The following is a 25,540-nucleotide window of genomic DNA, read 5'->3' on the forward strand; positions in this document are numbered from 1 at the left end:
ATAAAGACACTTTGCAGGATAGTATTTAAAACGCAAAGGTTTTACTTTTGAATAGTAAAATTTTAAGGGAGCAAAGCCGGAATCAATTTCATTGATTCTTTTTAAGCGAATGTATTACTTTAAAGCTTCATCAGCGACAAAGTCGCGGCCCTTTGCCTCCTAAAATTAAACATTGCAATTATCTATTCTTTGCGTTTAAATAAAGACTCCCAATAGCTGACATCTATTTGACCAAAAAGCTGTCTCATTGGACAGCTTTTTTAATATAATTGAGTTGTATTTAATACGTTAAAGTAACACCTGCACCCCAGCCCATTTCATTATCATAATTTCCGGAAAGCGAAAACCATTTCTGAACGATATATCGTATTCCGGTAGAAAATTCGCCATCGGAGTTTACACTGAAGTTTCCTCTCAGTCTTCTGGAAAGTGGAATATCTTCTCTGCTCAGCTCTAAGAGTACTTTTCCGTTTTGGTCGACACTTGCATCAGCGGTAATCAACATGGGTAATACATACTGCATCCCCACCATAAAAGCAAATTTGTTTTTTGAAGCTTTTTGCTGTCCAAACCAGGTCTTTTTACCATGAAAATCCGTTCCCATATCTTCAGCCATCTGTCTTTCCATGATTTCATGATTTTTCTGAACTCTGATTCCTGCATAAGGAAGCGCCCATTGAAATTTTCCTAAGAATCGTCCTACTTTTGCACTTCCTTCAAAGTGATCAAAATTCCAGTTGGAATGAAACTCATTCAGGTTGGCCCATCTTGGTCCGAACATCGTCATGGTTTCTGCATGAATCTTATTGCTTGCTACATCCATCATGGCCATAGAACTGGTCATTCTATTATCCTGTATAAAGTTTTTCCAGGCCAGTTTTCTGTTCGGAAGCTGTGGATTGGGTTTAGAGTTTTCATAACTGAAGATTCTTCCCATTCCCGCCATCATATGGTATAAAATATGACAGTGGAAAAACCAGTCCCCATCCTGATTTGCTGCAAATTCTATTGTTACCGTTTCCATAGGCATGATATCCACTACGTTTTTCAATGGTGAATACTCTCCTTTTGAATTGATTAACCTGAAATCATGACCGTGAAGATGCATCGGGTGGCGCATCATCGAATTATTATACATTTTAATTCTAAGAACTTCTCCTTTTTTGATCAGAATTTTATCTGTTTCCGTTACGGTTTTATTATCTAATGTCCACAGATAATGATTCATATTTCCTTCCAGCGTAAATTTCATTTCACGAATACTGTCTGTTGGAAGAATTGTTTTTTCAGGAGACTTTAAAATATTGTAAGACAATCTTTTGATCGTTTTTTCCTCTTTCATATCCATTCCGGAATGTTGGGAATGATCTTCACCTTTATTATCTTTCGTTTTTACTCCCATCATCTCATTGATGTGCTTTGCCGTAGTTTTTCTTTGGTTTTCAGACAATTCCGGGTACATTACCTCGTTCATATCCATCATCTGATTTCCCATCGTCATATTCATTGGCTTCATATTCCCGCTCATTTCCATCATTCCGTTCATCATTTTCATTCCTTCAAAAAGCATTAATCTTGGAAGATTGGGAGCTTCTACCTTTTCACCGGAACCCAGCCAAAGGGAAGCATGTCCTATTCTATCTTCTGAAGTGGCTCGGAATTCAAAGCTTTTATTTTCAGGAATAGTGACTTCAATATCATAGGTTTCGGAAACCCCAACAATCAAACGGTCAACTTCTACCGGAACCACATCATTCCCATCATTTCCTACTACTTTGATCTTTCCACCTCCATAATTCAGCCAGAAATAAGTGGAGGAACCTCCATTTGCCACTCTTAATCTTACTTTATCTCCAGGTTTTAAATTGGAATAATCTGAACTGGGAACACCATTGATTAAAAATTTGTCATAATAGACATCACTTACATCCATGGCTTCCATCCTCTTCCATTCATTCAGAGCTTTTGTCCCGAAGTTTCCAGACTTAATGGCTTCCCAATAACTTTGTACGGCATTTTTCTTTACAGCATACCAGTCTGTATTGGCCATATGAAGCCTTCTGGCAATCTGCATCGGGTCATCATCACTCCAATCTCCCAACAATACAGGAATCTCAGCGTTATATTCTGTTTTAGGCTCGCCTTCTCTTTTTTTGAAAACCAGAATCCCATTCATTCCAATCTGTTCCTGAAGCGCTTCATGGGAATGATACCAATACGTTCCGTTTTGGGAAACTCTGAATTTGTATAAGTGCGTTTCTCCCGGCATTACCGGTTTTGTGGTAAGGAACGGAACCCCATCCTGTTCATTCGGAAGAATTACTCCGTGCCAGTGCAGTCCTGTTTTTTCCTTCAGCATATTGTGCAGGTAAATTTCAGCTGTATCTCCTTCTGTAAAATATAAAGTCGGAGCCTGAAGCTTCCCGTTGATCGCTATCGCTCTCCTGTTTTTCCCTGTAAAATTGACAATAGTATCTTTTACATACAGGTCATAGCGAACTTTTTTTCCTCCGAAGGTTATTCTTCCGTTTTCGGAGTTCCTTCTTAAAACAGATTTTTCTTCTTTTGGATTTTCAGTTTCTTTTTTCTCACTTTTATCCTTATTTATTTTTGTTTCTGAGAGTTTTGTCTTCGTCTCTTTGTTGGATATAGATTTCGCTTCCGGTTTTAAGACAACAGTCTTCTCCTCCAGAGTCATTCCGCATTTCGGGCAGTCTCCAGGTTTAGAGGACACCACTTCAGGGTGCATCGGACAGGTATAAAATGTTTTTGTAGTTTGAGCGAAAGTAAATACAGAGAACAAAAGTACCAGAAACATTATTAGCTTTTTCATAATATTTCGAACTTTTTAGAAGTTGCACAGCTTAAAGTTAATTGTACATCAAACTATGCAACTCATTATTTTAAAGAATAATACGGTAATTATTTAATCTCCGACTTTACACTTCCACAAGAAAGCATAGACTTTCCGTAATATGGATTAGCAATCTGTTTTTCATCGCTTAACCAGCTTCCGTCTGCCATTGGACAATATTGAACATAGACTGGTTTCTCAGAAAGTTTAAACTGCTTGGTCAAAGCAATCATATTGTCCGAAAGATTTAAAAATGTTTCTCTCTGTGCAGCAACATTTCTTGCTTCAGAAATAACAGAAGCATCTTTTCTGAGAACATTAAGATTGCCCTCAGAAACTACTTTGTAATCGATAACAGATGCTGTTTTAATGAATTCTGTTGCTGCCTTTGAAGTTTTGTCAGCATCATCTGAAGCTAAAGCCGATTTGATAGCGATATAGTTCTGATACAGTTTAGAAACCTGAGCATCCTTTTTAGATTGTGCTGATAGTGAAATAATTGAAAATAAAGAGAAAGCTGCTGTAATGATATATTTTTTCATTGTTTTAAATTTTAGAATTAATTTTTTTAATAAAGAATGGGTAATGCATCAGAAAATGCATCAGGACATGCCGTTCATAACAGTATACAATTGATGATACCAGAAGACGGATTCTAAATTCTAAAATTACAATGATTGATGTAGATCGGTACCGGCTGATATTCAGGTGGTGCATTGATCTGGATTTGAGTAAACTTGGTGGCCGAAAAAGACTTATCAACAACAGCAACCTGATGTCTCACCGGAATTTCTGAAATCTGACTTAAAAAATCAATTTTCAGGAAATCAGACTTCTGGGAGTCATCTACTTTTACTATTTTGATTTCTGTTTTGCAGCATCCTTTTTTCTCTTTAACACCGCATTTAGCACAGATATCACTTGTTTTCTGGCTCACAGAAACAAATTCTTTCATGCAATAATGAATGCTAAAAGCTGCTCCGGAAGAAAAACCGAAGTAGAAAATAGAAAACAATATGGCAAGAATCTTTTTCATTGGTAAGACAAATTTAAAAATATCTATGACAGCATTGTTATAAAATTTGGTAATGTTGTTATAAAATTCAGGAAAATAAAAAGCTTCCGAATTTTCCGGAAGCTTTTTATTATTTTTTTGATTTCAATTTATAGTCTGAATTCCAGTTTTACATTAAAGAAACGTCCTGTAAGACGTACTGGAACCGGATACATGTAATTGCTGTTGTAATCTGTAATCCATTGGTTGGCTACCGTATTGTTGATATTAAATGCATTGAAAACCTGAACCCCTAATGTCAGTTCCTCAAAATTACCCCAGAAACCAGATCTCTTATTTTTCTCTTTCGGATCGATAAATACTTTTGTCAATCCTAAATCTACCCTTTTATAAGAAGGAAGAGTCTGTTGATAATTATAAGCTGCATTAAAATCAGGCTGTCCATTGCTGTTGAATAGTACAGGGGCTCCTGTTGGTAATCCCATTGCATATACTAAAGTAAGATTGACACGCATAGATGGGAAGCTCGGCATATAATCCTGGTAGAACATCGCAAACCTCAGTCTTTGATCTGTAGGTCTTGGGATATCACCCCTTCCGTCAATATTTTCGTATACTCTGGCATAACTCGCAGACAACCAAGAATCTACACCAGGAACAAATTCTCCAAATAATCTGGTATCAATACCATACGCATATCCTTTAGAATTATTCTGCCCGGAATAACGGATCCTCACATTATCCATATAATACGGAATCAGGTTATCCATTTTTTTATAGTACAGTTCTGTAGTCAGCTTAAAGGGCCTGTCATACATCTGGAACTCATAATCGTTGGCAAGAATCACCTGAATAGAGCGCTGTGACTTTATATTAGAGTTAAAATTACCATCTAAATCTTTGATCTCTTTATAGAAAGGAGACTGATAATAGATTCCTCCGGAAATCTTGAACAACATATCACTATCCCAGTCAGGCTTTATTGCAAACTGAACTCTTGGAGAGAATATGGTTTCTTTATTGAAACTCCAGTTGGCAACACGTACTCCGGCATTCACAAATACTTTACTGGCTCCCCAATAGAATTTCTGAGAATACTGTGCATATGCAGAAAGTCTTGTAGGCTCAATATTGTTTTGTCCGGCAATATAATAAGCAAGCTTCAGATCTCCTGTAGTCCCGGTTCTCGGATCAATAATTTCCGGTCTTGGAATGCTGTATCCTGCAGAATCTACGAGTTTCCACTCATTGGTAAAATCCTTAAGGTTTTCTTTTTCATATTTGAATCCAACCTCAATATCTGTATTTACATTAGGAGAGAATTTCGCTCTGAACTGTGTTCCGTATGTTCTTACAAACAAATCGTTTCTTGCATGCTCTATCTGCCCACCAACATCGAAAGATGTCACAGGCTGCTGTGTAACAGGATCAAAGGTCTGCAGTTCGTAAGCGGACTGTATTGTATAATATTCTCTTTCTCTGTTCTGATAAGCAAAGGCATCCAATGTAAGCTTCCATTTGTCTGTCGGCTTATAGTTCATGGAGAATGTCCCCATCATATTTTTATACTGGTCATTTTCTTTACCTGCATATCCTATATTCACTGTAATAGGCTGCTGAAGGCTTCCGAAAGTGACACTTTTTGCCTTAGGAATCATCTCATAGTCATTCTTGGAATAGTATCCAATAAATGACATGGAGAGCTTATCATTAACATGGTAATTCAGATAAGACTGGAAATCCCAATACGTTGGGTTAAAATCTGTATCTTCCTTTAAGGTATTAAGAACAAGATTGGTATTTCTGTATCTTCCGGAAAATAAAGCTGTAAATTTTTTATTTTTTGAAGCCAAACCAGTTGTCAGTCTGCCTCCAATTAAACTTGCCTCTCCTGAAACTTCAAATTTTTCAGGTTCACGGTAATAGATATTTAAAGCAGAAGACATTTTATCACCATACTTGGCTTCAAATCCTCCTGCTGAGAAATTCACTGCAGACACCATATCCGGATTGATGATACTCATCCCCTCCTGTTGAGAGTTTCTGATCAGGAAAGGTCTGTAGATCTCAATATCATTGATGTAGATAAGGTTTTCGTCATAGTTTCCACCACGAACCATATACTGGGAAGACAGCTCGGTATTGGAGTTTACGGAAGGAAGCGTCTTAAGCAATCCTTCAATCCCACCATTAATAGAAGCTACTGACTTCGCTTCTTTTGCTGAAATTCTCACATTGGTAAGGTCATTGGTTCTTCCTGTTACTTTTTTCTGGAAGACAACTTCCTCTATATCGGTCACTCTAGTGGTCGCTGTATCCTTTTTTCTTTGTTGGGAGAAAATCAGAAAAGGGACCATAAGGCTTAGCGGTAAAACTAGTTTTTTCAAAAGAAATGTTTTAGAATTTCTAAAATTAATGTTTTTTTAACAATTACAAAATTGATTCTCTAATTCTTGTCAATTTTTGTAACAAATCTTCTAATAAATCTAATCTTAACATGTTTGCACCATCAGATAAAGCAGTTTCCGGTGTAGGGTGTGTTTCGATGAAAATTCCATCTGCACCTACTGCAATTCCTGCTTTGGCAACGGTTTCAATAAGGTCTGGTCTTCCTCCTGTAACTCCTGAGTTTTGGTTAGGCTGCTGTAGAGAGTGTGTAACATCCAGAATAACAGGAGCATATTCTCTCATGGTAGGAATTCCTCTGTAATCTACGATCAGATCTGTATACCCGAAAGAATTTCCTCTTTCAATAATGGCTACTTTCTGGTTATCAGAATCTGTCACTTTCTGAACAGCAAACTTCATTGCTTCCGGTGAAAGGAACTGTCCTTTTTTCAGGGTAACACATTTTCCTGTTTTAGCGGCAGCGATCAATAAATCGGTCTGACGTACAAGGAATGCAGGAATCTGCAGAACATCTACATATTGAGCGGCTAATGCTGCATGCTCATTCTCATGAATATCTGTAGTTGTCGGAATATTGAAAGTCTCTCCTACTTTTCTAAGGATTTCAAGAGATTTCTCTTCGCCAATGGTTGTAAAAGAGTCTACACGGCTTCTGTTGGCCTTTTTGAAGCTCCCTTTGAAAATATAAGGAATATTGTATTTATCCGTGATAGTGATTACTTTTTCAGCAATTCTCAATGCCATATCTTCTCCTTCAATAATACAAGGTCCGGCAATAAGGAAAAAGTTTTTTGAATCTTTGTGCGAAATATTATCTAAATACTGAATCATTTTGTTGTAATTAAAAAGTTCAGTAAAAATACTGAGAAAGTTTCAGACTTGGAAATTATTTGGCGGTTAGTTAGGGTTTAGGGAAAGCGAAGACTAAAATGCCGAGAACAGAATGTTTCTTTAATAGATTAGATTCCTCGGAATGACAAACCGTACGTTTTTATTCTATTATTAATTAAGCAGAATCATCTGTGTAAATCTGCGCAATCTGTGGGCAATTCTAACATTCAACAGGAACGGGCTTTAGCCCGTTTAATGAAATCAAACCCTCAATTCGGCTTCAGCCAAAACCTAAAAAAAACAGATCGTTAAAAACTCACAGACGAAATATTCTAATCCATCTTTTTCAGGACTTTCTCAAACGTATTTACATTTCTGCTGGTAAACTGATCTTTAAGACTTTTTTTGCCTAATACTTTTCCGAAGGTAGAATCTAAGGTATTGCCTTTCGGGACCTGCCAGTAAAATATACCATTGATAATTTCTGCCTTTTCGTTTTCTGCCTGTGCAGCTTTTTGAAACTCGTCCATCAGGACTGTTTCTACGCCTGGCATTCCGACAAAACTATAAATATGGAGACTTTCGTTCTTTTCAAAAGGAATATCATTCCAGAAAACCGCTGTCTCTTCCTGAGATTTTACAAACAGAAAAGCTTCATAAGAAAAATGCTCTGACATTGCTTTCTCCAGAATTGTTTTTAAATCTTCTGCATTTTTATCTGAAGAAAAAACAATATTTCCTGAAGCTAATATTGAACTCACATCTTTCATTCCGGCATCTTTAAAAACCTGGCAGACATCAGCCATTTTCATATTGGTTCCTTTTACGTTGACACCGCGGAGAAAAGCACAGTATTTCATTTTTTTTAGGTTTTAGTTTTTAGATATTAGGTTGCAGGTTTTAAGTTTGAGGGTTTGAGAGAGTATTAGAGTTATTTGACCCTTGTTTTCTGAACTCTCTGCGATTTTTAATCCTTTAATCAACCCTAATGTACAAATTATAGTCTGTTCCGGAAGGTTTCAGGTGGTAAATTTTTTCTAAAATCTTATTGTCACTTTTCAGGTGGTCTTTCACTCTGAATTCCTTTAAAAGTTTGTAATGGGTTTGGTAATACAATGCATTGGCATTATTTCCTTCATAGATATTTTGGTAGGAAAGTAGATATTTCGGTTTTCTTGTTTTTACCGTATTGATCCAGTAATTCACTTTGTCTTTTTTAATTTCTTCCTGAATCTGCTTGTCTACCAACCCAACCTCATCAATTATTTTTAATCCTGAAAAATAAGGAACATACCCAGCCGGTTCCAGTAAAATCCACTGATTTTTGTCTTTCTCATATTGGTTTAAAAATGTTCCAATCGTTCTACGGTAGTTCCATTCTCCGTTTCCTGTTGCAATACAGTGAACAGTCTGGAAAACAAGCATCGGGAAGATATAGAATATAACCAGTAATGACAGCCATAGGTTTCTCTTCTCTTTCTGCTCCAATACGAAGATAAGAATAGGAACGAAAAGTAGCAGCTGTGGTACCCAGTAATACCAGTCGAACAGGCTTTTCTGAGAAAGAAAAATAATCTGTTTTGCCCATCCAAAGATAAAGATCATCCATAAAAAATAGTTTCTCTTTTCTCTTTGTCTGATCAGGTAAATGAAGCAAACCAGCTCAAAAATCAAGATAACAACAGTCATAGGATTAAAATCTCCAGGAACTTTAAGCATTCCCCAGAAGTTCCCGAAACTCTTAAAAAAGTAGCCGATATGTTGCTGGATGGTGAAGTTTTCACTGTAAAGCAGTTTTTTTGCGGTAATGGTATTATTCACCAGCTCACCAAAGTAAAACCAGTTGAAAGCAACCGTTAACAAAACGCCCAGAATTCCGCCAAAAATATAATTCCATCTTATTTTTCTGTTCCAGAATAGATCTACAAGAAATACAATTCCCAGGAATATCACAGTATCAATCCTTGTAAACATGATTAGAACCGGAAGAAACGTTACTACCCATTTCTTTCCTTTATGGAACCCGTAGTACAGGAGCGCCATTTCCAGGAAAAACAGGATTCCATACTCCATTCCGAGAATTGAGATTTTAATGGCTGGCGGTAAAATACCCACCAAAAATATAAAAATAGCTTTATGCCATGGATTTTTAAGAACCAAATGAGAAAGAAGTAAAGTTCCTATTGTAAACAGAATGGAATTGAAAATCAAAAGAGGTTCAATAAAATTTTCTTTTCCAAAAACAAGATTGAAAAGGTAAGACACAAAAACATACAGATGAGTGGTAGATGCAGAAATTTTGGTGTCTCCATTGAAACCAATTACCCCATAATCCAATAGATTCTGGGCCACTCTCCAGGTAATAAATGCATCTTCCTGAATATAATGTGTCAATAAAAAAAGAAGCTTAAAAGCAACTGTAGCAATTACAGCATAGATTGGGAACCTGCTATTTTTTGTTTCAGCCATTATGTATTTTTAACTTCACAAATATAACCTTAATATTCAGGATTCCCAATAATAAAAAAACGGGACCGAAGTCCCGTTTTAAAATATTTTATTTTGTTGCTTTGATAATCGCAGTGGTTATCTGATTTTCTTTTTCTTTTGAATAAGTAGAATCATAAGGTTCCATGACATCAAATAAATACTGATAGAATGGTGTGATCTGCTGAACATTTTCCGATTCTTTCATCGCTTTATCTTTACCCATTTCCTGAAGATCTTTGATAAATACATTGAACTTCTTATCAATCGGCTCTATGGATTTTACCAGATAAGCATATCCTTTTTCTTTCTGTCCGATCTTCGTGTAAGCATCCGTTACTGCAGCTACAACAAGAGAATATTCCATCGGTTTTGTTCTCATTTGTCTTCTCAGATAGCTTTGATCTGCTTTGGAAAGGCTTAAATAGTAATCGTATTCTTCAAAGATTCCTTTTTTAAGAACCTCAGCAAGCTGAAGACCTTTCTGCTCCTGACCAGCGATGATGTATCCTGATACAATGGAGCTTAATGAACGAGGATCGTTGTATTTCTCAGCAGGAATTTCTTTAGCTGCAAGATCCAGAATTTCCAATGCTTTAGCTTTCTGTCCGCTCAATGCAAGTGCAGCAGCAGCTCTGCTCGCTGACATTCTGTAGCTGATGATATTGGAAGTTGCCGTTTCATCAAAGTGAGCATTTAAGTTTTTGAAGTTCCCCCATCTGAAGTTTTTCACTACATTATAAAGAGAATTGGCATCTACTCTACCCATATCTCCATCAGCTGTCGGAGGCGTTTGGATAGGGATTAATCTGTAACTGAATCCGTCAAACTGAAGGTAATCGTTCAGATAGAAAATGTTTTCACTGTCATAGATACCTCCTGATGAGAAGTTAATTGGACGTTTCCAGTCGAAGTTGGCCAAAAGATCCATCAGAATCAGGTTGTTCTTATACAGTGTATTCCCTTTGTAAGTAATCATAATCTGATTAGCAACATTTGGAAGATCTTCTTTGTTGATGATTCCGGCTTTTAAAGCATTTTCTTTATTTACAGGAAGAATGAATTTGTTTACCGGAAGGATATTGTATTTTTCAAATTTCTCTTCTCCGAAGTACATTTTCAACAATTCGTCTTTCTCAGGAGATTTGAATTTAATGAATTCAATCGCTTGTTTTAACGTTAAAGAATCCTGAGTAAGATACTTTCTGAACGACTGGAATTGTGTTTCCGGAGCTCCCTGTTCTTTCAACATAGAGAAAACACCTTCCCAATCTTCTTTCTTCATCATATAGATCTGATCGTTTACACCATCTCTGTAATCTTCGTGTGTCAACTGGCTAGGGATTCCCATAGCATTGTAAGTTCTTCTTTTTACCTGATCAAGATTCCAAGGAGTTGAAGCAAGAGTAAAGTTAACGACCTTCACATCATCTCTGAATTGTTCTGTTTCCTGGATCGCCCAAACCGGGTAAGTATCGTTATCTCCGTAAACGAAAAGGATATCGTTTTTCGGTAATGATTTTAAAACTGAATACGCATAATCGTAAGCTGTATATCTGCTGCTTCTGTCATGAACATTATAGTTCTGGAAGCCCATCATGAAAGGTACTCCTAATAAAACTACTCCTAAAGCAATATTAGCTCCGTTTGATTTTATTTTAGACTGCAGGAACCATAAAATAGCTCCGGCTCCCATACCGATCCAGATCGCAAATGCATAGAATGAACCTACCATTGCATAATCTCTTTCTCTAGGTTCGAAAGGTTTTACTCCTGTGTAGAAAACAATACCAACACTTGTTAAAATAAATAATGATAACAGTGCATAGAATCTTCCGAAGTCTCTGTTCAACTGAAAGAAGAATCCAATCAGACCTAAAATTAACGGAAGGAAGAAGAATTTTACTGTACTTTCATTCTTGAATTTAGCAGGCATTTTATCCTGATTTCCTACGTTTGCATTATCAATAAAAGGAATACCGGAAATCCAGTTTCCTTTTGTGCTTTCCATGTTTCCTTCAAGATCATTCTGTCTTCCAACATAGTTCCACATCAGATATCTTACAAAGTAATATCCGTTCTGGAAAGAAATAAAATAATCCATATTCTGAAGCAATGAAGGCTTCTGAACGTTGATCAGGTTATAAGGTTTTACTTTCAGATAATCTGAAGCTGTAATCGACTTATCTTCATATTTCCCTCTCAATTCGTCAAAGATCTGCTTAGCCTGTGGATTGTCTGCCACGTCCTCGTTAGCATAATTGAATGTAAAATCAGGAGCACCATACATTGAAATATAGTTAGCCATCACATCCTTATCCTCATTAAACATTCTTGGCATTAAGCTTACCTGAGACTTGTTGAATACATAATTGAAACGGTCTCCGGTTTTTCTATATGTTCCGGTTTTTTCATCTTTTTCGTAGATTTCACCGGTTTTTTGAGTTTTAAAACTTCCGTCTTCATTCTTCTCGATTCCGTTAGCATCAAGGAATGCTGTATAATTCTGTCCGTAGATTGTTGGCCAGTCACCGTACTGTTCTCTGTTATAATAATCCAACATCCCAATTGCTGTATCCGGATCATTAAGGTTCATCGGCGGATTAGCATTGGCTCTGATTGGAATAACCATCCAGCAAGAGAATCCTATCATCATGAAAACCACAGATAATGCAGCCGTCTGATAGATTTTCTTCTTTGCTTTTCTTGCATATTTGATTAAGAAATAGCAGATCGCTACCATCAAAATAAAAGCTACAATTGTCCCAGAGTGGAAAGGAAGTCCAAGACCATTCACGAAGAAAATTTCAAGTCTTCCGAACATGGTCATAATTAAAGGGAAGATAATTTTGAAAACAATAATCAAAATCCCCAGTGTAATAAGGTTTGCCCAGATAAAATTTTTCCAGGTAAACTTATAATTTCTTGCATAATATACCAGACATACTGCAGGGATAGCCAACATACACATCATATGCACTCCCACAGAAAGTCCTAAAACAAAGAAAATAAGAATAATCCATCTTTCACTGTCTCCCGCCAGATATTCGTTCTCCCATTTGGTGATTAACCAGACCAAAAGCGCAATAAACATGGAAGCCATGGAGTAAACCTCTCCCTCTACTGCCGAGAACCAGAAGGTATCTGAGAACGTAAAGCAAAGTGCTCCTACCGCTCCGGCAAATAAAATAGAGATTTCCTGATGTTTCGTAATTTCATCAAAATCTTTGTTCAGAAGTCTTCTCACAAAGTGCGTGATCGTCCAGAACAAAAATAAAATAGTCAGCGCACTGAACAATGCAGACATCGCGTTGATCACGATAGAATAATTTTCGCCTTTCCCTAATGCAAAAATGGCTGCCACGGCACCCACTATCTGGAATAAAGCAGCTCCGGGAGCGTGCGTTACTTCAAGTTTTACTGCAGAAGAAATGTACTCGCCACAATCCCAAAAACTGAAATTGGGTTCTATGGTGGACAAGTACGTGAAAAACGCAATGACGAAAATCACCCATCCTGAAACGGTGTTCCATTGCCTAAAAGTCCAATTTTTCATAGTATTAAATCAATTATGCGAAAATAAGGCTTTTATCTTATTTTATGCGGGTTTTAACAAAATTTAAAAATTTTGGCGTAGTATTTGCGAATATACACGTGTCAAAACTGTAAATACGAAAATAAGTTTTACAAAACTATGCCCTAGAAATCAAACAAAAGTTTAGTAATTATTTATTTTTTTGTATTTTTGCAGTCAGATTTTTATTGAAAATAACAAATAATGAGTAATGTTTACGATAATATTCTTGGCCTAATAGGACATACTCCTATGGTGAAGCTAAATACTGTTACAAAAGATATTCCAGCAACCGTTTATGCCAAGTTAGAATCATATAATCCTGGACATTCCACCAAAGACCGAATCGCACTTCATATTATAGAGAACGCAGAAAAAAAAGGCCTTTTAAAAGAAGATTCTGTAGTTGTAGAAACTACTTCCGGGAATACCGGGTTTTCTATTGCGATGGTATGTATTATTAAGGGATATAAATGTATTCTTGCAGTAAGTGATAAAACAAAACCAGAAAAAATTGCTTATCTGAAAGCATTGGGTGCTGTGGTGTATATATGCCCGGCCAATGTTCCGGCGGATGATCCAAGATCATATTATGAAGTAGCTAAAAGAATCGCTCAGGAAACTCCTAATTCTATTTACATCAATCAATATTTTAATGAGCTTAATATTGATGCCCACTATCAGACTACAGGTCCAGAGATCTGGGAACAGACAGAAGGTAAGATCACTCACCTTTTTGCCTGCACCGGAACCGGAGGTACGCTGTCGGGTTCAGCCAAGTTTTTGAAAGAGAAAAATCCGGATATCAAGATCATCGGAGTAGATGCAGATGGCTCTATTCTAAAAAGCTATCATGAGACTGGAGAAATTCACAAAGAAGATGTACATCCTTATCAGATTGAAGGAATGGGTAAGAACCTTATCCCTGCTGCCCTGCTTTTTGACAAGGTAGACGAATTTGTAAGGGTAAATGATGAAATGTCAGCATACAGAACCCGCGAAATTGCTTTGAAAGAAGCGATCATGGGTGGCTATACTACCGGAGCTGTAACGCAGGGGCTCATGCAGTATGCAAAATCTCATGAGCTCACAGAAAATGACCTGGTTGTTTTAATCTATCCTGACCACGGTTCCAGATACATCACTAAAGTATACAGTGATCAATGGATGGCCGAACAGGGATTTGTCAACAACTGTGTTCACAATTATGACGAAGTTTTCAAAACGGAGTTTATCAAATAAGAACAAATAAAATCACAATACAAATAAAGCCTTTTGCGTGTTCTACAAAAAAGGCTTTTTACTTAAAAATTACGATACAATGTTGGATATTTTTGAAAGAATAAAAGAAAATCCAGGACCACTTGGACAATTTGCAGATTATGGTGAAGGCTATTTTATTTTCCCAAGATTAGAGGGACCTATTGGCCCTAGAATGCAATTTCAGGGTAGAGAAGTAATTTTCTGGAGTGCCAATGACTATTTAGGATTGTGTAATCATCCTGAAGTAATAGAAGCAGATGCAAAAGCGGCTGCAGAATACGGAATGTTCTATCCAATGGGAGCAAGAGCAATGTCTGGAGAAACAGATCAGCACCTTCAATTGGAAAGAGAACTGGCAGACTTCGTAAAAAAAGAATCAGCATATTTATTGAATTTCGGTTACCAGGGAATGGTTTCTACCATAGATGCTTTGGTAAGCAGAAATGACGTTATTGTTTATGATATGGATTCTCATGCCTGCATCGTGGATGGAGTAAGACTTCATTCTGGTAAAAGATTTACCTACAGGCACAATGATATGGCAAGTCTTGAGAAAAACCTTCAGAGAGCGACTAAAGTAGCTGAAGAAACAGGAGGAGGTATTCTTGTGATTACAGAAGGGGTTTTCGGAATGAGAGGCCAGCAGGGAAAAATCAAAGAAATCTGCGATCTTAAATCAAAATACCAGTTCAGACTATTGGTAGATGATGCGCATGGTTTCGGAACCCTTGGGACAACAGGTGCCGGTGTGGGTGAAGAGCAGAACTGTAATGATCAGATCGATGTATACTTCTCTACTTTTGCTAAATCAATGGCTGGTTTTGGAGCATTCCTTGCGGGTGACAAAGAAATCATCAGATATCTGAAATTCAACCTAAGATCACAAATCTTTGCAAAATCTCTTACGATGCCAATGGTAATCGGAGGATTGAAAAGATTGGAGCTATTGAGATCAAAACCTGAGATCAAAGCTAAACTTTGGGAGAATGTTTACAAACTACAAAACGGACTTACAGAAAGAGGCTTTAATATTGGAGACACTAATACTTGTGTAACTCCGGTAATGATGCAGGGAACTCCGGTAGAAGCTACTCTATTGGTAAAAGACTTAAGAGAGAATTACGGTATCTTCACATCAGTTGTGGTATATCCGGTCATTCCAAAGGGAATGATTCTTTTAAGATTAATTCCTACCGCTTCTCATACGGATGCAGAGATCAATGAAACTCTGGCCGCGTTTGAAGCTATTCATGATAAACTAGTAGGTGGCTACTATAAAGATCAGGAGCAAAAATTACTGCAGGAACAAGGATTAAGTTTTAAACCAATTTAATCATAAAAAAATAAAAAAAGCCACTGATTGATTCAGTGGCTTTTTTGTTTAAATAACCATAAAAATAAATGAAACTTAGAGGTTACATACTGGGAATTCTGTCGGCTGTTTCATATGGTCTGATTCCGATTTTTATTCTGCCTATCAAACAGGCGCACTTTTCTATGGACATAACCCTGTTTTACAGGTTTTTCTTTTCTGCTTTAATGATCGGCGGTTATCTGATATATTCCAGACAAAATTTCAGGCTCAACAAGAAAGAAGCTTTAATATTAGCTATTCTGGGAATCTGCTATGCCCTTTCTTCAGAATTTCTATTTTTAGGGTATGATTTTCTTACTCCGGGCATTGCTTCCACCGTGTTGTTTATCTATCCGGTTATTGTCGCTTTGATCATGTTTTTCTTTTATAAGGAAAAACTTTCCAGATTATCTGTAGTCTCATTATTGTTTGCTTTTGCAGGGGTCATTGTTTTATGTTTAAAAGGAAACGGATTGGAAATTAATTTCGCAGGTTTAGGAATCGTGATGCTGAGTTCTCTTTTTTATGCACTTTATATGGTCATTGTGAACAAGGCAAACCTAAAGGTATCGGGATTTAAGCTTACTTTTTTTTCTATGCTTTTTACTTCGCTGTTTTTTATGACAAAGGCGGTGATGGGTCATGAATCATTTGCTATTCCTTCCATATCCATCTTTATGAACTTTCTTATTTTTGCATTTCTTACTACAGTTATCTCAAGTTTATGCCTGGTATATGCCATTAAACATATTGGTTCTACACCAGTGGCCATTTTAGGAGCATTAGAACCGGTAGTTGCGGTAATGGTAAGTGTATTGCTATTTCATGAAAAATTTACTACGAACCTGCTGATAGGAATCACTTTGATCCTTTTTGGGGTTATTCTTAATGTAATTGGAGATCAAAAGAAAATACGTCATGCCTAGAATTTGTATTCATAGACTGATATCAATAATACAAAAGCCGGACTCAGCAAGAAGTCCGGCTTTGTATATCACTTTATAAAGGTTACTTTACCTTATTGAACATATATCGTGCAATTTTCCATTTTGAATTTTCTTTCTCCAATACAAACAATTCACGATTTTCTTCCGGCGTGGTTTTGTTATCTGCATGGAGTAATTGTGTTCCTCTTGACATAGTACGTGCTATGGCATAATTTTCATTGATGACCGTGATTTCCTCAATTTCAAACTTTATATTCAGCTTAAGAGTTTTAAATACAAAATCATAAGATTCTTTAAGCTGTTCTTTCCCTTGAGATGTGGGACCGCCTAACGGCATGAAAATACCTGTTTCACTATATAAAGAAACGGCTTGCTCAGTAGATGAGGCATTCAGTGCATTCTGATAGCTATTAAGTAATTCCTCTATATCTTTTTTTACTGTTGTCTCCATATTTTTGCTATCTGATGTTTTAAGAGTTGAATTTTGTTTTTTTGAACAGGATGTTAATATTAACAATACCTGGATGATGATAAGAATGTTTTTCATCTATTTTTTTAAAGCTTTGACTTAGCTTCAGAAAGGTTCACCGTTTTTCCAAGCGCTCCAAATTCATGCAGATCTCCAAAAACTTCAATACGAATTGACTGATCAAGCCCTCCTACTTTTAAAGGATCAAATCCTGCTTTTTCAATCACTTTCTCAATATCCTTATCAATGGATGGATTATCGGAAGCATAAAACAATACTGCTTTTTCAGGATTTCCGTTGGATGCTCCGGCAAGACTTCCCGCTCCCAGTGTTCCAAATGCTTTTACCAATTGAGCTCCCGGAGGAAGAATTGCTTTATTCAGCTCTCCCGCAGATTCTCTTTCTCCAATGTTTTTTTTGAATCCTCCATTTCCATCCGGAGCAATCGGATTGGAGACATCCACAATAATTTTGTCTTTCAGAATATTTCCATACTCATTAAAGAAGTCTTTAAAGGCACCAAACCATATTGCCGGTATAATAATGTCAGCACTATTGATGGCTGCATCAATATTCATACTTTGAGCTAAGCCACCGGATTGCTGGGCAAAATTATCGGATTCCTCATTATTTCTTGATGCTACAATCACCTGATGGTTATTCTTGATCAAATCTCCAGCTATTGCTTTCCCAATGTTTCCAAGACCGATAACGGCCACTTTTTTTAATGTTTCCATTTCTTTTGATTTTTGTGTTATTTATCTATGTCAAAATTAGGAGGAAAGGCATTCAAAAAAAGACAAACAAGTTTAAGAAATAGCCTTGACATTTGGTAAGGTCAATGATGAAACTAGTTTAATACTAAAAGGGAATATAATCAGCTTTTAATTCTTTTCTGTCGGATTTTACTCAGGAATTGTGGGGTAATTCCGAGATAAGAAGCAATCTGTGTATTGGGAAGACGATTCGCTAACTGTGGATACTGCCTGATAAAAAATTCATATTTCTCCTCTCCGGTAGCGCTTATATTTTGAAGCACCCTATTTTGGAGTTCAATGAATTTCTGTTCAATAATCACTCTGAAGTTCCTGTCAAATTTGGGATAATAAGTATAAAGAAACCAAAGGTCATTTTTTTCAATCTGCAGTACTACAGAAGTTTCCAGCGCAACAATATACAGTTTGCTGGGATTTTTATTATGAAAACTGTCTATATCTACAATCCAGTCATTTTCTGCCGCAAACTGGAGATTATGTTCTTCTCCACTGCCATCGATATTGTACATTTTTAAACAGCCGGAAACAACGAATGTATAATACTGACACACTTCGTTTTCCTGCAGGATAAACTGCTTCCGTTTGATCCTTCTTTCAATGAATCTTTCATTCAGTACTTCAATTTCTTTCTTTGAAAGCGGAATATAGCTTTTAAAATATTCGATAAGCGGAGCTGTTTCATCTGACATTGTGAATGGGTGTAATTTTATATTGAGTTAAAAAATATTGAGACAATATATTAAAAAATACCGGAACTTATTTTATTGGAATATTTAATGATACAAATAAGATCAACTTACAACACTTAAAAGAACCTATCTATATCTACCGTTTTTCCAAAGAATTTTTTGAACCAACTCCATAGGAACCCATATTACAATCATTAACTGGATCATTGTGTACGTTAAAAGTAATGATCTTACCCCGAAAAAAGTCTTGCTCCATAGCATTTTGAGCAGATATTTGGCTTTTTCCTGTTATCACTAGTTATTAATACTAGTCTTTCTCTCATAATATCGACCGTCCCATCACTCCTTTTTCTTAATGATATCGGATTGATTTTGTTTATTTTACGAATATCTGGAGTCATGAATGTAGTGGCTGAACAGAAAAAACGATTCTATTTGTTGGAAAAATTTTCAAAAAATAAATTCGGCTTTCTGGTGTAAGAAAATTTATCTGATTATATTGCATCCGTTTGTTTATAGGAGTTCCCCCCTATATCAGACCATTGTATTTATCATAAAACAGATGAAGGAACTACAAAAACTTACCAAAAAACAATTATATAATAAAATCAGGGAGAAATCAGAGAACCTCTATACCATCACTCATGAAACGCTGGAAAGTAATTTCTTTAATGAAAGTTCTTTAGACGAAGAAAGCCTTGCCGAGTTTCTTGAAATGCTGGATGATGAAACCGCAGAAAAAATAAAAGATGCTTCTCTGCACATCAATAATGAAAATGATACCCCTGAAATTGTTCTCATAGAAAATGAAAGCGATCGTTCTCTTGAGCTGATCACTCAGGAAGGAGAAGGATATAAAATTATTCTTATAGAAGAAGATATTCACTTATCCGAAAAACTCTTTGTTGAAGACTATATTGTTCTTATCGTTACAGGCAACATACAGGCAGAGAATATTATCATCAATGGTTCGCTTTACTGTGCAGGGACTGTTACCTGCAAAGTATTATTCGGGGCATCGGGCAACGATAACGAAACCTATATTGGAGGAAGTATTATGAGCTCCCTTATTGCAGAAAACGGACATTACACTGTGGCAGAAGGTAATATATATTCTCGGTATCTGATCAGTTTTCATAATGAAATCATGGGGAAAACCGGAAAATTCATTGAAAATATCAGCTTCGAAAAACCTAGCGAAAGCGGGTTACTGAATCCTGCAATCCTAGATGAAGACGGATATTTTGATGAAGATTCTTTTTTAAACTTTATTGACAGTAATACTCCTGATGCTTTGTTTATTAAACCGACAGATTTATTTTGAGATTGTATGGCTATGGAATGACAAAGTGGAAGTATTCTATTGGATAAGAAACCCATTTTCATATAACAGAATTCAGAAGACTTTTCTTCACTGTTTATAATCAGGAGAAAAAATTTTTTTCTAAAAAAACTTTAGAATAACTTTGCAAAAAATTTCTGTTGAAAGACCTGCTTCTTATTACTCCGCCTTTTACCCAACTTAATACACCTTATCCTGCAACAGCTTATATTAAAGGATTTTTAAATACCAAAAATATTTCCAGCTATCAGGTCGATTTGGGGATTGATGTTATTTTGGAATTATTTTCAAAGGATGGAATTCAGAAGGTTTTCAGCAAAGAAATTGATCTTCAGAATATCTCAGAAAATTCTCAGAGAATCTATGCGCTGAGAGAAGAATATTTAAAAACCATAGATCAGGTTATTCCTTTTTTACAGGGTAAAACCCCTACACTGGCAAGACAGATCTGCAGCATGAATTTCCTTCCCGAAGCTTCCCGTTTCAACCAGCTGGATGATATGGAATTTGCTTTTGGAAATATGGGGCTTCAGGATAAAGCCAAGCATCTTGCAACCTTATATTTAGAAGATATATCAGATTATATTGTAGAAAATGTTGATGCCGATTTTGGTTTCAGCAGATATGCAGAACGTCTCGGAAAAAGCGCCAATTCTTTTGATGAATTGTATTCAAAACTATCTGGTGATCCTACATTTATCGATGCGTTTACTTTAAAAATTCTTCGTGAAAAAATAGAGAATATCCAGCCCAAACTGGTTTGCTTCTCAGTCCCTTTTCCTGGGAATCTTTATTCCAGTTTTAAATGCGCCCAATGGATCAAAAAGCATCACCCTCACATAAAAATTGCTATGGGAGGTGGTTTTCCCAATACGGAATTAAGAGAAGTTAAAGACCCTAGAGTATTTGAATTTTTTGATTTTATTACTTTAGACGATGGAGAAATTCCTTTGGAACTCCTTTATCAAAATCTGGAAACATCAAGTCCGGAAGGTGAATTTAAAAGAACTTTTCTTGTTGAAAATCAAGAAGTCGTTTATAAGAACAATTCTAAACGACATGATTACAAACAGTCTGAAGTGGGTACTCCGGATTATACCGATTTAAAACTTGATCAATATATTTCCGTTATCGAAATTGCCAATCCGATGCACAGTTTATGGAGTGACGGAAGATGGAACAAACTGACAATGGCCCATGGATGCTATTGGGGGAAATGTACCTTCTGTGATATTTCTTTAGACTATATCAAAATCTATGAACCTATTTCTGCTAAAATTCTGGTAGACCGAATTGAAGAACTGATCAGAACAACGGGTGAAACAGGATTCCATTTTGTAGATGAAGCTGCACCGCCAGCTTTGATGAGAGAGGTAGCCCTTGAAATTCTCCGAAGAAATCTGGTGGTAACCTGGTGGACGAATATTCGTTTTGAAAAAAGCTTCACCCGTGATTTATGTTATCTCCTGAAACTTTCAGGATGTGTTGCTGTTTCCGGTGGACTTGAAGTGGCCAGTGACCGATTGTTGAAATTAATTGACAAAGGAGTTTCTGTAGAGCAGGTTGCCAATGTAACAAGAAATTTTACAGAAGCTGGAATTATGGTTCATGCTTATCTCATGTATGGCTACCCTACTCAAACTGTTCAGGAAACAGTGGATTCCCTGGAAATGGTTCGTCAGATGTTTGAGATGGGAATTCTTCAAAGTGGTTTCTGGCACCAGTTTGCGATGACTGCTCACTCGCCTGTAGGAATGAGTCCTGAGGATTTTGGAATTGTTCCGGTAAAGCAGGAAATACTGTTTGCCAATAACGACATAGATTTTAAAGATAAAACCGGAATCGATCACAACAAGTTCAGCTTCGGATTAAAAAAATCGTTATTCAATTATATGCATGGAGTGAATTTTGAACTTTCGCTTCAGGAGTGGTTCGACTTTAAAATTCCGAGAACGACCATTCATCCGGATTACATTCATGACTGTCTTTTGGAAGATGCGCAGTTTACTCTGAAGGCAAACTCAAAAGTGGTCTTTCTAACCAAAAATGTAATCGCTGAGAATCACGTAAAAAATAAAAAGAAATGTTCTGGTACGTATACGCTTCTTACATTCCACTTAAAAACCAATATTGTTAAGGTAGAATTGGAACAGGAAAAGGCAGAATGGCTGGTAAATGTGTTGGAAGAGAATTCGATTGAAAATTTAAAAAAACCTACTATTCAGCAACTTAAGACTCAATTTGAAGAAAGTTTTGAAGATTTTGAGCTATTCTGGTTCTCAAAACCAATGCAGCAATTGAAGGAAAATGGAGTGATTTTGAGCTTATAAAAATTTTCGTTTTTTTCTCAGGGATTTTTAAAAAGAGACGATTTTCTGTGAATTGTTAGTTTTCTGTATGAATAAAGCCTGTTTTGATTGAATGAGAATCTCTCGCGAATTTTGCAGATTACGCAGATCTTGATTTGAAAGGATAAAGCGTTCTATTTTTTTCATTCCGAACAGATCAAATCCAAATTTATCACTACCATAAATAAAACGGCAAAATATTCCCCTCCTCTGGAGGGGTGGCGAAAATTCAAAGGATTTTTGACGGGGTGGTTATAAATACTAACGAGATTTCAATAAGTTTTGGCTAAAGCCAGATGAAATTTGATCTTTAATAAAAGAACGGGCTAAAGCCCGTTCCTATTGATATAAAAAGTGTGTTTCTTTCTGATAAATAATTAATTTTGAGTCTCTTTTGATACGGGACCTACAGATACTTTTTCCTGTATTTTAATAAAATTAGGATCCATAATAGCCATACGTTCAGCCAGTGCTTTATAAGTAGGATACTTTAAAATAGAGGCTCTTCCTGACATTTCCTTATAAACGACAAAAGACTTTCCACCAGCAGTTTTCAGTTGTTTTGTGGTAGTGATATATCTTCCGATAAGTTTGCTTTTGGCATCGTAAATTTCAATATCTATAGGCGTTTTATCCATAATTGTGTCTTCTGAGCCGAAACTTACCGGTAAATTGGTAAAATAACCTACCGGAACACCATTGCTAAGGATCTCGCCCACTTTATTGACCTCAATATTCAGTTTGTCTATTTTCTTTCTTATGACATATGCTTCTTTAGTTTTAGTATCCAGTTTTCTTTTGGGTACATTTGAAAAAAGCTCATCAAGATTTTTGACATTGATCCCTTTGTTATCAATTATTTTAAGATCTTTAATAGAAGTAAATACAGCCGATTTTTCTTCTCCGGAAAATGCAGAAGGTGATGAATAATCAAGTTCAATGGTTTTATCCCTGTTATATATCCTGTTGATCATGATATAGCTGTCACGTACTGAATCAACGATACTTTTATCAATGAATTTTATCGTATACAGCGGAGTTTCCTTAAGATCCATAAACGTATATTCGTTGGACTTATTGGACAGTTTGGCAACCGGAATACCATCTAAATTGATTATCCCTCTTTTGGTTTTGAAATTCTGAGCATGAAGGAAAACACCCAGAACTGTAAAGAATATGATTATGCTTTTCTTCATCCAATCAGACTTTTACAACAATAAAAAAAGTGTAACACAAAGTTACACTTTCTTGAAAATATATTTAGCTTTTCATTTAATTATTCACAAAGGATAATTCCTTTATTATGATTAAATTCTACAACACCGCTTTTGATAGCATAAGCAAAAACAGAGTCTTTTCCAGTTTCTTTGGTAAAGTTTTTAGCAAAAGCTTCATCAATAGAATTAGCAAAAAGCTTTACATCACCTCCGATCAAAGAAGAAACGATTCCTGCGTGGTTTTTCATGATGTGAAATTCACCATTTTTTCCAGGCAATAATACTGAATCTACTTCTCCTTCAAAAACTACATATTCTGGTGTTAAAATTTTTATATTCATTTTTTATGAATTATAGATTATAGATTTTAAATTTTAAATGAATTTTTTTCAATCTAAAATCTAAAATTTAACATTTAAAATTTTCTTAAGCGTTTTCAGCTAACATTTTTTGTCCTGCTTCGATAGCTTCTTCGATAGTTCCTTTCAAGTTGAAAGCTGCTTCTGGTAAGTGATCTAATTCACCATCCATAATCATGTTGAATCCTTTGATTGTATCTTTGATATCAACTAATGATCCTGGGATACCTGTAAACTGCTCTGCTACGTGGAAAGGCTGAGATAAGAATCTCTGAACTTTTCTTGCACGGTAAACAACTGATTTATCTTCTTCAGAAAGTTCTTCCATACCAAGGATTGCGATGATATCCTGAAGCGCTTTGTATCTTTGAAGAATTTCTTTTACTCTTTGAGCACAGTTGTAGTGTTCGTGACCGATAACTTCTGGAGACAGGATTCTTGAAGTAGAAGCTAATGGATCTACCGCTGGATAGATACCTAATGAAGCAATCTTTCTGTCAAGTACCGTAGTTGCATCCAAGTGAGCAAACGTAGTTGCAGGAGCCGGGTCAGTTAAGTCATCCGCAGGTACGTATACCGCTTGTACTGAAGTAATTGAACCATTTTTAGTTGAAGTAATTCTTTCCTGCATCGCACCCATTTCAGAAGCAAGAGTTGGTTGATAACCTACCGCTGAAGGCATACGACCAAGAAGTGCAGATACCTCAGAACCAGCCTGTGTAAAACGGAAGATGTTGTCTACGAAGAAAAGTACATCTCTACCTTGTCCGCTTTCTCCACCATCTCTATAGTACTCAGCTAATGTAAGACCAGAAAGTGCTACTCTAGCTCTTGCACCTGGCGGCTCGTTCATCTGTCCGAAAACGAATGCAGCCTTAGATTCTTTCATAACTTCTAAGTCTACTTTAGAAAGATCCCAACCTCCGTTTTCCATAGAGTGCATGAAATCATCACCATACTTGATAATACCTGATTCCAACATCTCTCTCAAAAGGTCATTTCCTTCTCTCGTTCTTTCACCTACTCCGGCGAATACAGAAAGTCCTCCGTGTCCTTTTGCAATATTGTTAATCAACTCCTGGATCAATACTGTTTTACCTACACCAGCACCACCGAACAAACCAATTTTACCTCCTTTTGCGTAAGGCTCAACTAAGTCGATTACTTTAATACCTGTAAATAAAACTTCTGCAGAAGTTGAAAGTTGATCAAATTTTGGAGCTGGTCTGTGAATTGGAAGACCACCTTCCTTAGAAATATTTTGAAGTCCGTCGATAGCATCACCAACAACGTTGAATAGTCTTCCGTTTACGGCATCACCGATTGGCATCATAATAGGATTTCCGTATCCAATTACGTCCTGCCCTCTTTTAAGACCGTCAGTAGCGTCCATTGCGATACATCTTACTGTATCTTCGCCAATATGTTGTTCTACTTCTAAGATTACTTTTTCACCGTTTTCTTTTGTAATTTCTAACGCGTCATAGATTGTTGGAACAGCTTCCACATCTCTGAAGACAACGTCGATTACCGGACCAATAATTTGAGAAATTTTACCTTTAATTTGGTTTGCCATTGCTAAATTTTTTCTTGGTGCAAATATAAT

General features: G+C 36.3%; 19 protein-coding genes. 5 read left to right on the plus strand and 14 right to left on the minus strand.

Annotated elements, in window-relative coordinates; all coding sequences use genetic code 11:
* Positions 1-280: 280 nt before the first annotated feature.
* From DBR39_RS06885 to DBR39_RS06920, 8 genes are all read right to left on the minus strand, one after another.
* Positions 281-2,818: a multicopper oxidase domain-containing protein gene (locus DBR39_RS06885; RefSeq protein WP_410494253.1), complete on the minus strand. Its 2,538-nt coding sequence runs from the start codon at positions 2,816-2,818 to the stop codon at positions 281-283.
* A 104-nt stretch (positions 2,819-2,922) separates the two neighbouring features.
* Positions 2,923-3,396: a DUF3347 domain-containing protein gene (locus tag DBR39_RS06890; protein ID WP_124531685.1), complete on the minus strand. Its 474-nt coding sequence runs from the start codon at positions 3,394-3,396 to the stop codon at positions 2,923-2,925.
* Between the two features lie 113 nt (positions 3,397-3,509).
* On the minus strand, positions 3,510-3,890 hold the full coding sequence (locus tag DBR39_RS06895; protein ID WP_228447782.1) for an HYC_CC_PP family protein: 381 nt from the start codon (positions 3,888-3,890) through the stop codon (positions 3,510-3,512).
* A gap of 128 nt (positions 3,891-4,018) precedes the next feature.
* Positions 4,019-6,256 carry a TonB-dependent receptor plug domain-containing protein gene (locus DBR39_RS06900; protein WP_124531687.1) on the minus strand — a complete coding sequence of 746 codons (2,238 nt, stop codon included), beginning with the start codon at positions 6,254-6,256 and terminating at the stop codon, positions 4,019-4,021.
* Between the two features lie 43 nt (positions 6,257-6,299).
* Positions 6,300-7,109: a 3-deoxy-8-phosphooctulonate synthase gene (gene kdsA / locus DBR39_RS06905; RefSeq protein ID WP_124531689.1), complete on the minus strand. Its 810-nt coding sequence runs from the start codon at positions 7,107-7,109 to the stop codon at positions 6,300-6,302.
* A 332-nt stretch (positions 7,110-7,441) separates the two neighbouring features.
* Entirely contained in the window at positions 7,442-7,969 is a 528-nt protein-coding gene (locus DBR39_RS06910; RefSeq protein ID WP_124531691.1) for a DUF1697 domain-containing protein, read from the minus strand.
* Positions 7,970-8,084: 115 nt separating this feature from the next.
* Positions 8,085-9,578, minus strand: coding sequence for a hypothetical protein (locus tag DBR39_RS06915; protein WP_124531693.1), 1,494 nt, complete (start codon positions 9,576-9,578; stop codon positions 8,085-8,087).
* An 88-nt stretch (positions 9,579-9,666) separates the two neighbouring features.
* On the minus strand, positions 9,667-13,152 hold the full coding sequence (locus DBR39_RS06920; protein WP_124531695.1) for a DUF2723 domain-containing protein: 3,486 nt from the start codon (positions 13,150-13,152) through the stop codon (positions 9,667-9,669).
* Between the two features lie 222 nt (positions 13,153-13,374).
* On the opposite strand from DBR39_RS06920, the gene DBR39_RS06925 reads away from it, so the two are divergent.
* The 3 genes from DBR39_RS06925 (at position 13,375) to DBR39_RS06935 (ending at position 16,713) form a co-directional block, all read left to right on the plus strand.
* Positions 13,375-14,412, plus strand: coding sequence for a PLP-dependent cysteine synthase family protein (locus DBR39_RS06925; protein ID WP_124531697.1), 1,038 nt, complete (start codon positions 13,375-13,377; stop codon positions 14,410-14,412).
* Positions 14,413-14,494: 82 nt separating this feature from the next.
* The gene (locus tag DBR39_RS06930; protein WP_185147150.1) at positions 14,495-15,766 is read left to right on the plus strand and encodes an aminotransferase class I/II-fold pyridoxal phosphate-dependent enzyme; all 1,272 of its coding nucleotides are present in this window, start codon (positions 14,495-14,497) and stop codon (positions 15,764-15,766) included.
* A 68-nt stretch (positions 15,767-15,834) separates the two neighbouring features.
* Positions 15,835-16,713 (plus strand): DMT family transporter, encoded by an 879-nt coding sequence (locus DBR39_RS06935; RefSeq protein WP_124531701.1) that lies wholly within the window; start codon positions 15,835-15,837, stop codon positions 16,711-16,713.
* Positions 16,714-16,795: 82 nt separating this feature from the next.
* Here the strand turns inward: DBR39_RS06935 and DBR39_RS06940 are convergent, their stop codons facing one another.
* From DBR39_RS06940 to DBR39_RS06950, 3 genes are all read right to left on the minus strand, one after another.
* Positions 16,796-17,185 (minus strand): YybH family protein, encoded by a 390-nt coding sequence (locus DBR39_RS06940; protein ID WP_185147144.1) that lies wholly within the window; start codon positions 17,183-17,185, stop codon positions 16,796-16,798.
* Between the two features lie 104 nt (positions 17,186-17,289).
* Positions 17,290-17,940, minus strand: coding sequence for an NADPH-dependent F420 reductase (locus DBR39_RS06945; protein WP_124531705.1), 651 nt, complete (start codon positions 17,938-17,940; stop codon positions 17,290-17,292).
* A gap of 140 nt (positions 17,941-18,080) precedes the next feature.
* Complete coding sequence (locus DBR39_RS06950; protein ID WP_124531707.1) at positions 18,081-18,668, minus strand: Crp/Fnr family transcriptional regulator; 588 nt, start codon at positions 18,666-18,668, stop codon at positions 18,081-18,083.
* A 562-nt stretch (positions 18,669-19,230) separates the two neighbouring features.
* Here DBR39_RS06950 and DBR39_RS06960 point away from each other — a divergent pair.
* Both DBR39_RS06960 and DBR39_RS06965 read left to right on the plus strand, forming a co-directional pair.
* A complete protein-coding gene (locus DBR39_RS06960) occupies positions 19,231-19,992 on the plus strand; it encodes a hypothetical protein (protein WP_124531709.1) in 762 nt (253 codons plus the stop codon).
* A gap of 158 nt (positions 19,993-20,150) precedes the next feature.
* Positions 20,151-22,340 carry a B12-binding domain-containing radical SAM protein gene (locus DBR39_RS06965; protein WP_124531711.1) on the plus strand — a complete coding sequence of 730 codons (2,190 nt, stop codon included), beginning with the start codon at positions 20,151-20,153 and terminating at the stop codon, positions 22,338-22,340.
* A gap of 395 nt (positions 22,341-22,735) precedes the next feature.
* On the opposite strand, the gene DBR39_RS06970 is transcribed toward DBR39_RS06965, so the two are convergent.
* The 3 genes from DBR39_RS06970 to atpD form a co-directional block, all read right to left on the minus strand.
* Complete coding sequence (locus tag DBR39_RS06970) at positions 22,736-23,554, minus strand: hypothetical protein (protein ID WP_124531713.1); 819 nt, start codon at positions 23,552-23,554, stop codon at positions 22,736-22,738.
* A gap of 80 nt (positions 23,555-23,634) precedes the next feature.
* Positions 23,635-23,916, minus strand: coding sequence for a FoF1 ATP synthase subunit delta/epsilon (locus tag DBR39_RS06975; protein WP_103232280.1), 282 nt, complete (start codon positions 23,914-23,916; stop codon positions 23,635-23,637).
* Between the two features lie 85 nt (positions 23,917-24,001).
* Positions 24,002-25,510, minus strand: coding sequence for a F0F1 ATP synthase subunit beta (gene atpD / locus DBR39_RS06980; protein ID WP_124531715.1), 1,509 nt, complete (start codon positions 25,508-25,510; stop codon positions 24,002-24,004).
* Positions 25,511-25,540: the final 30 nt, after the last annotated feature.

Origin of the sequence: Chryseobacterium sp. KBW03 (assembly GCF_003852415.1) — a bacterium.
Taxonomy (GTDB): Bacteria; Bacteroidota; Bacteroidia; order Flavobacteriales; family Weeksellaceae; genus Chryseobacterium; species Chryseobacterium viscerum.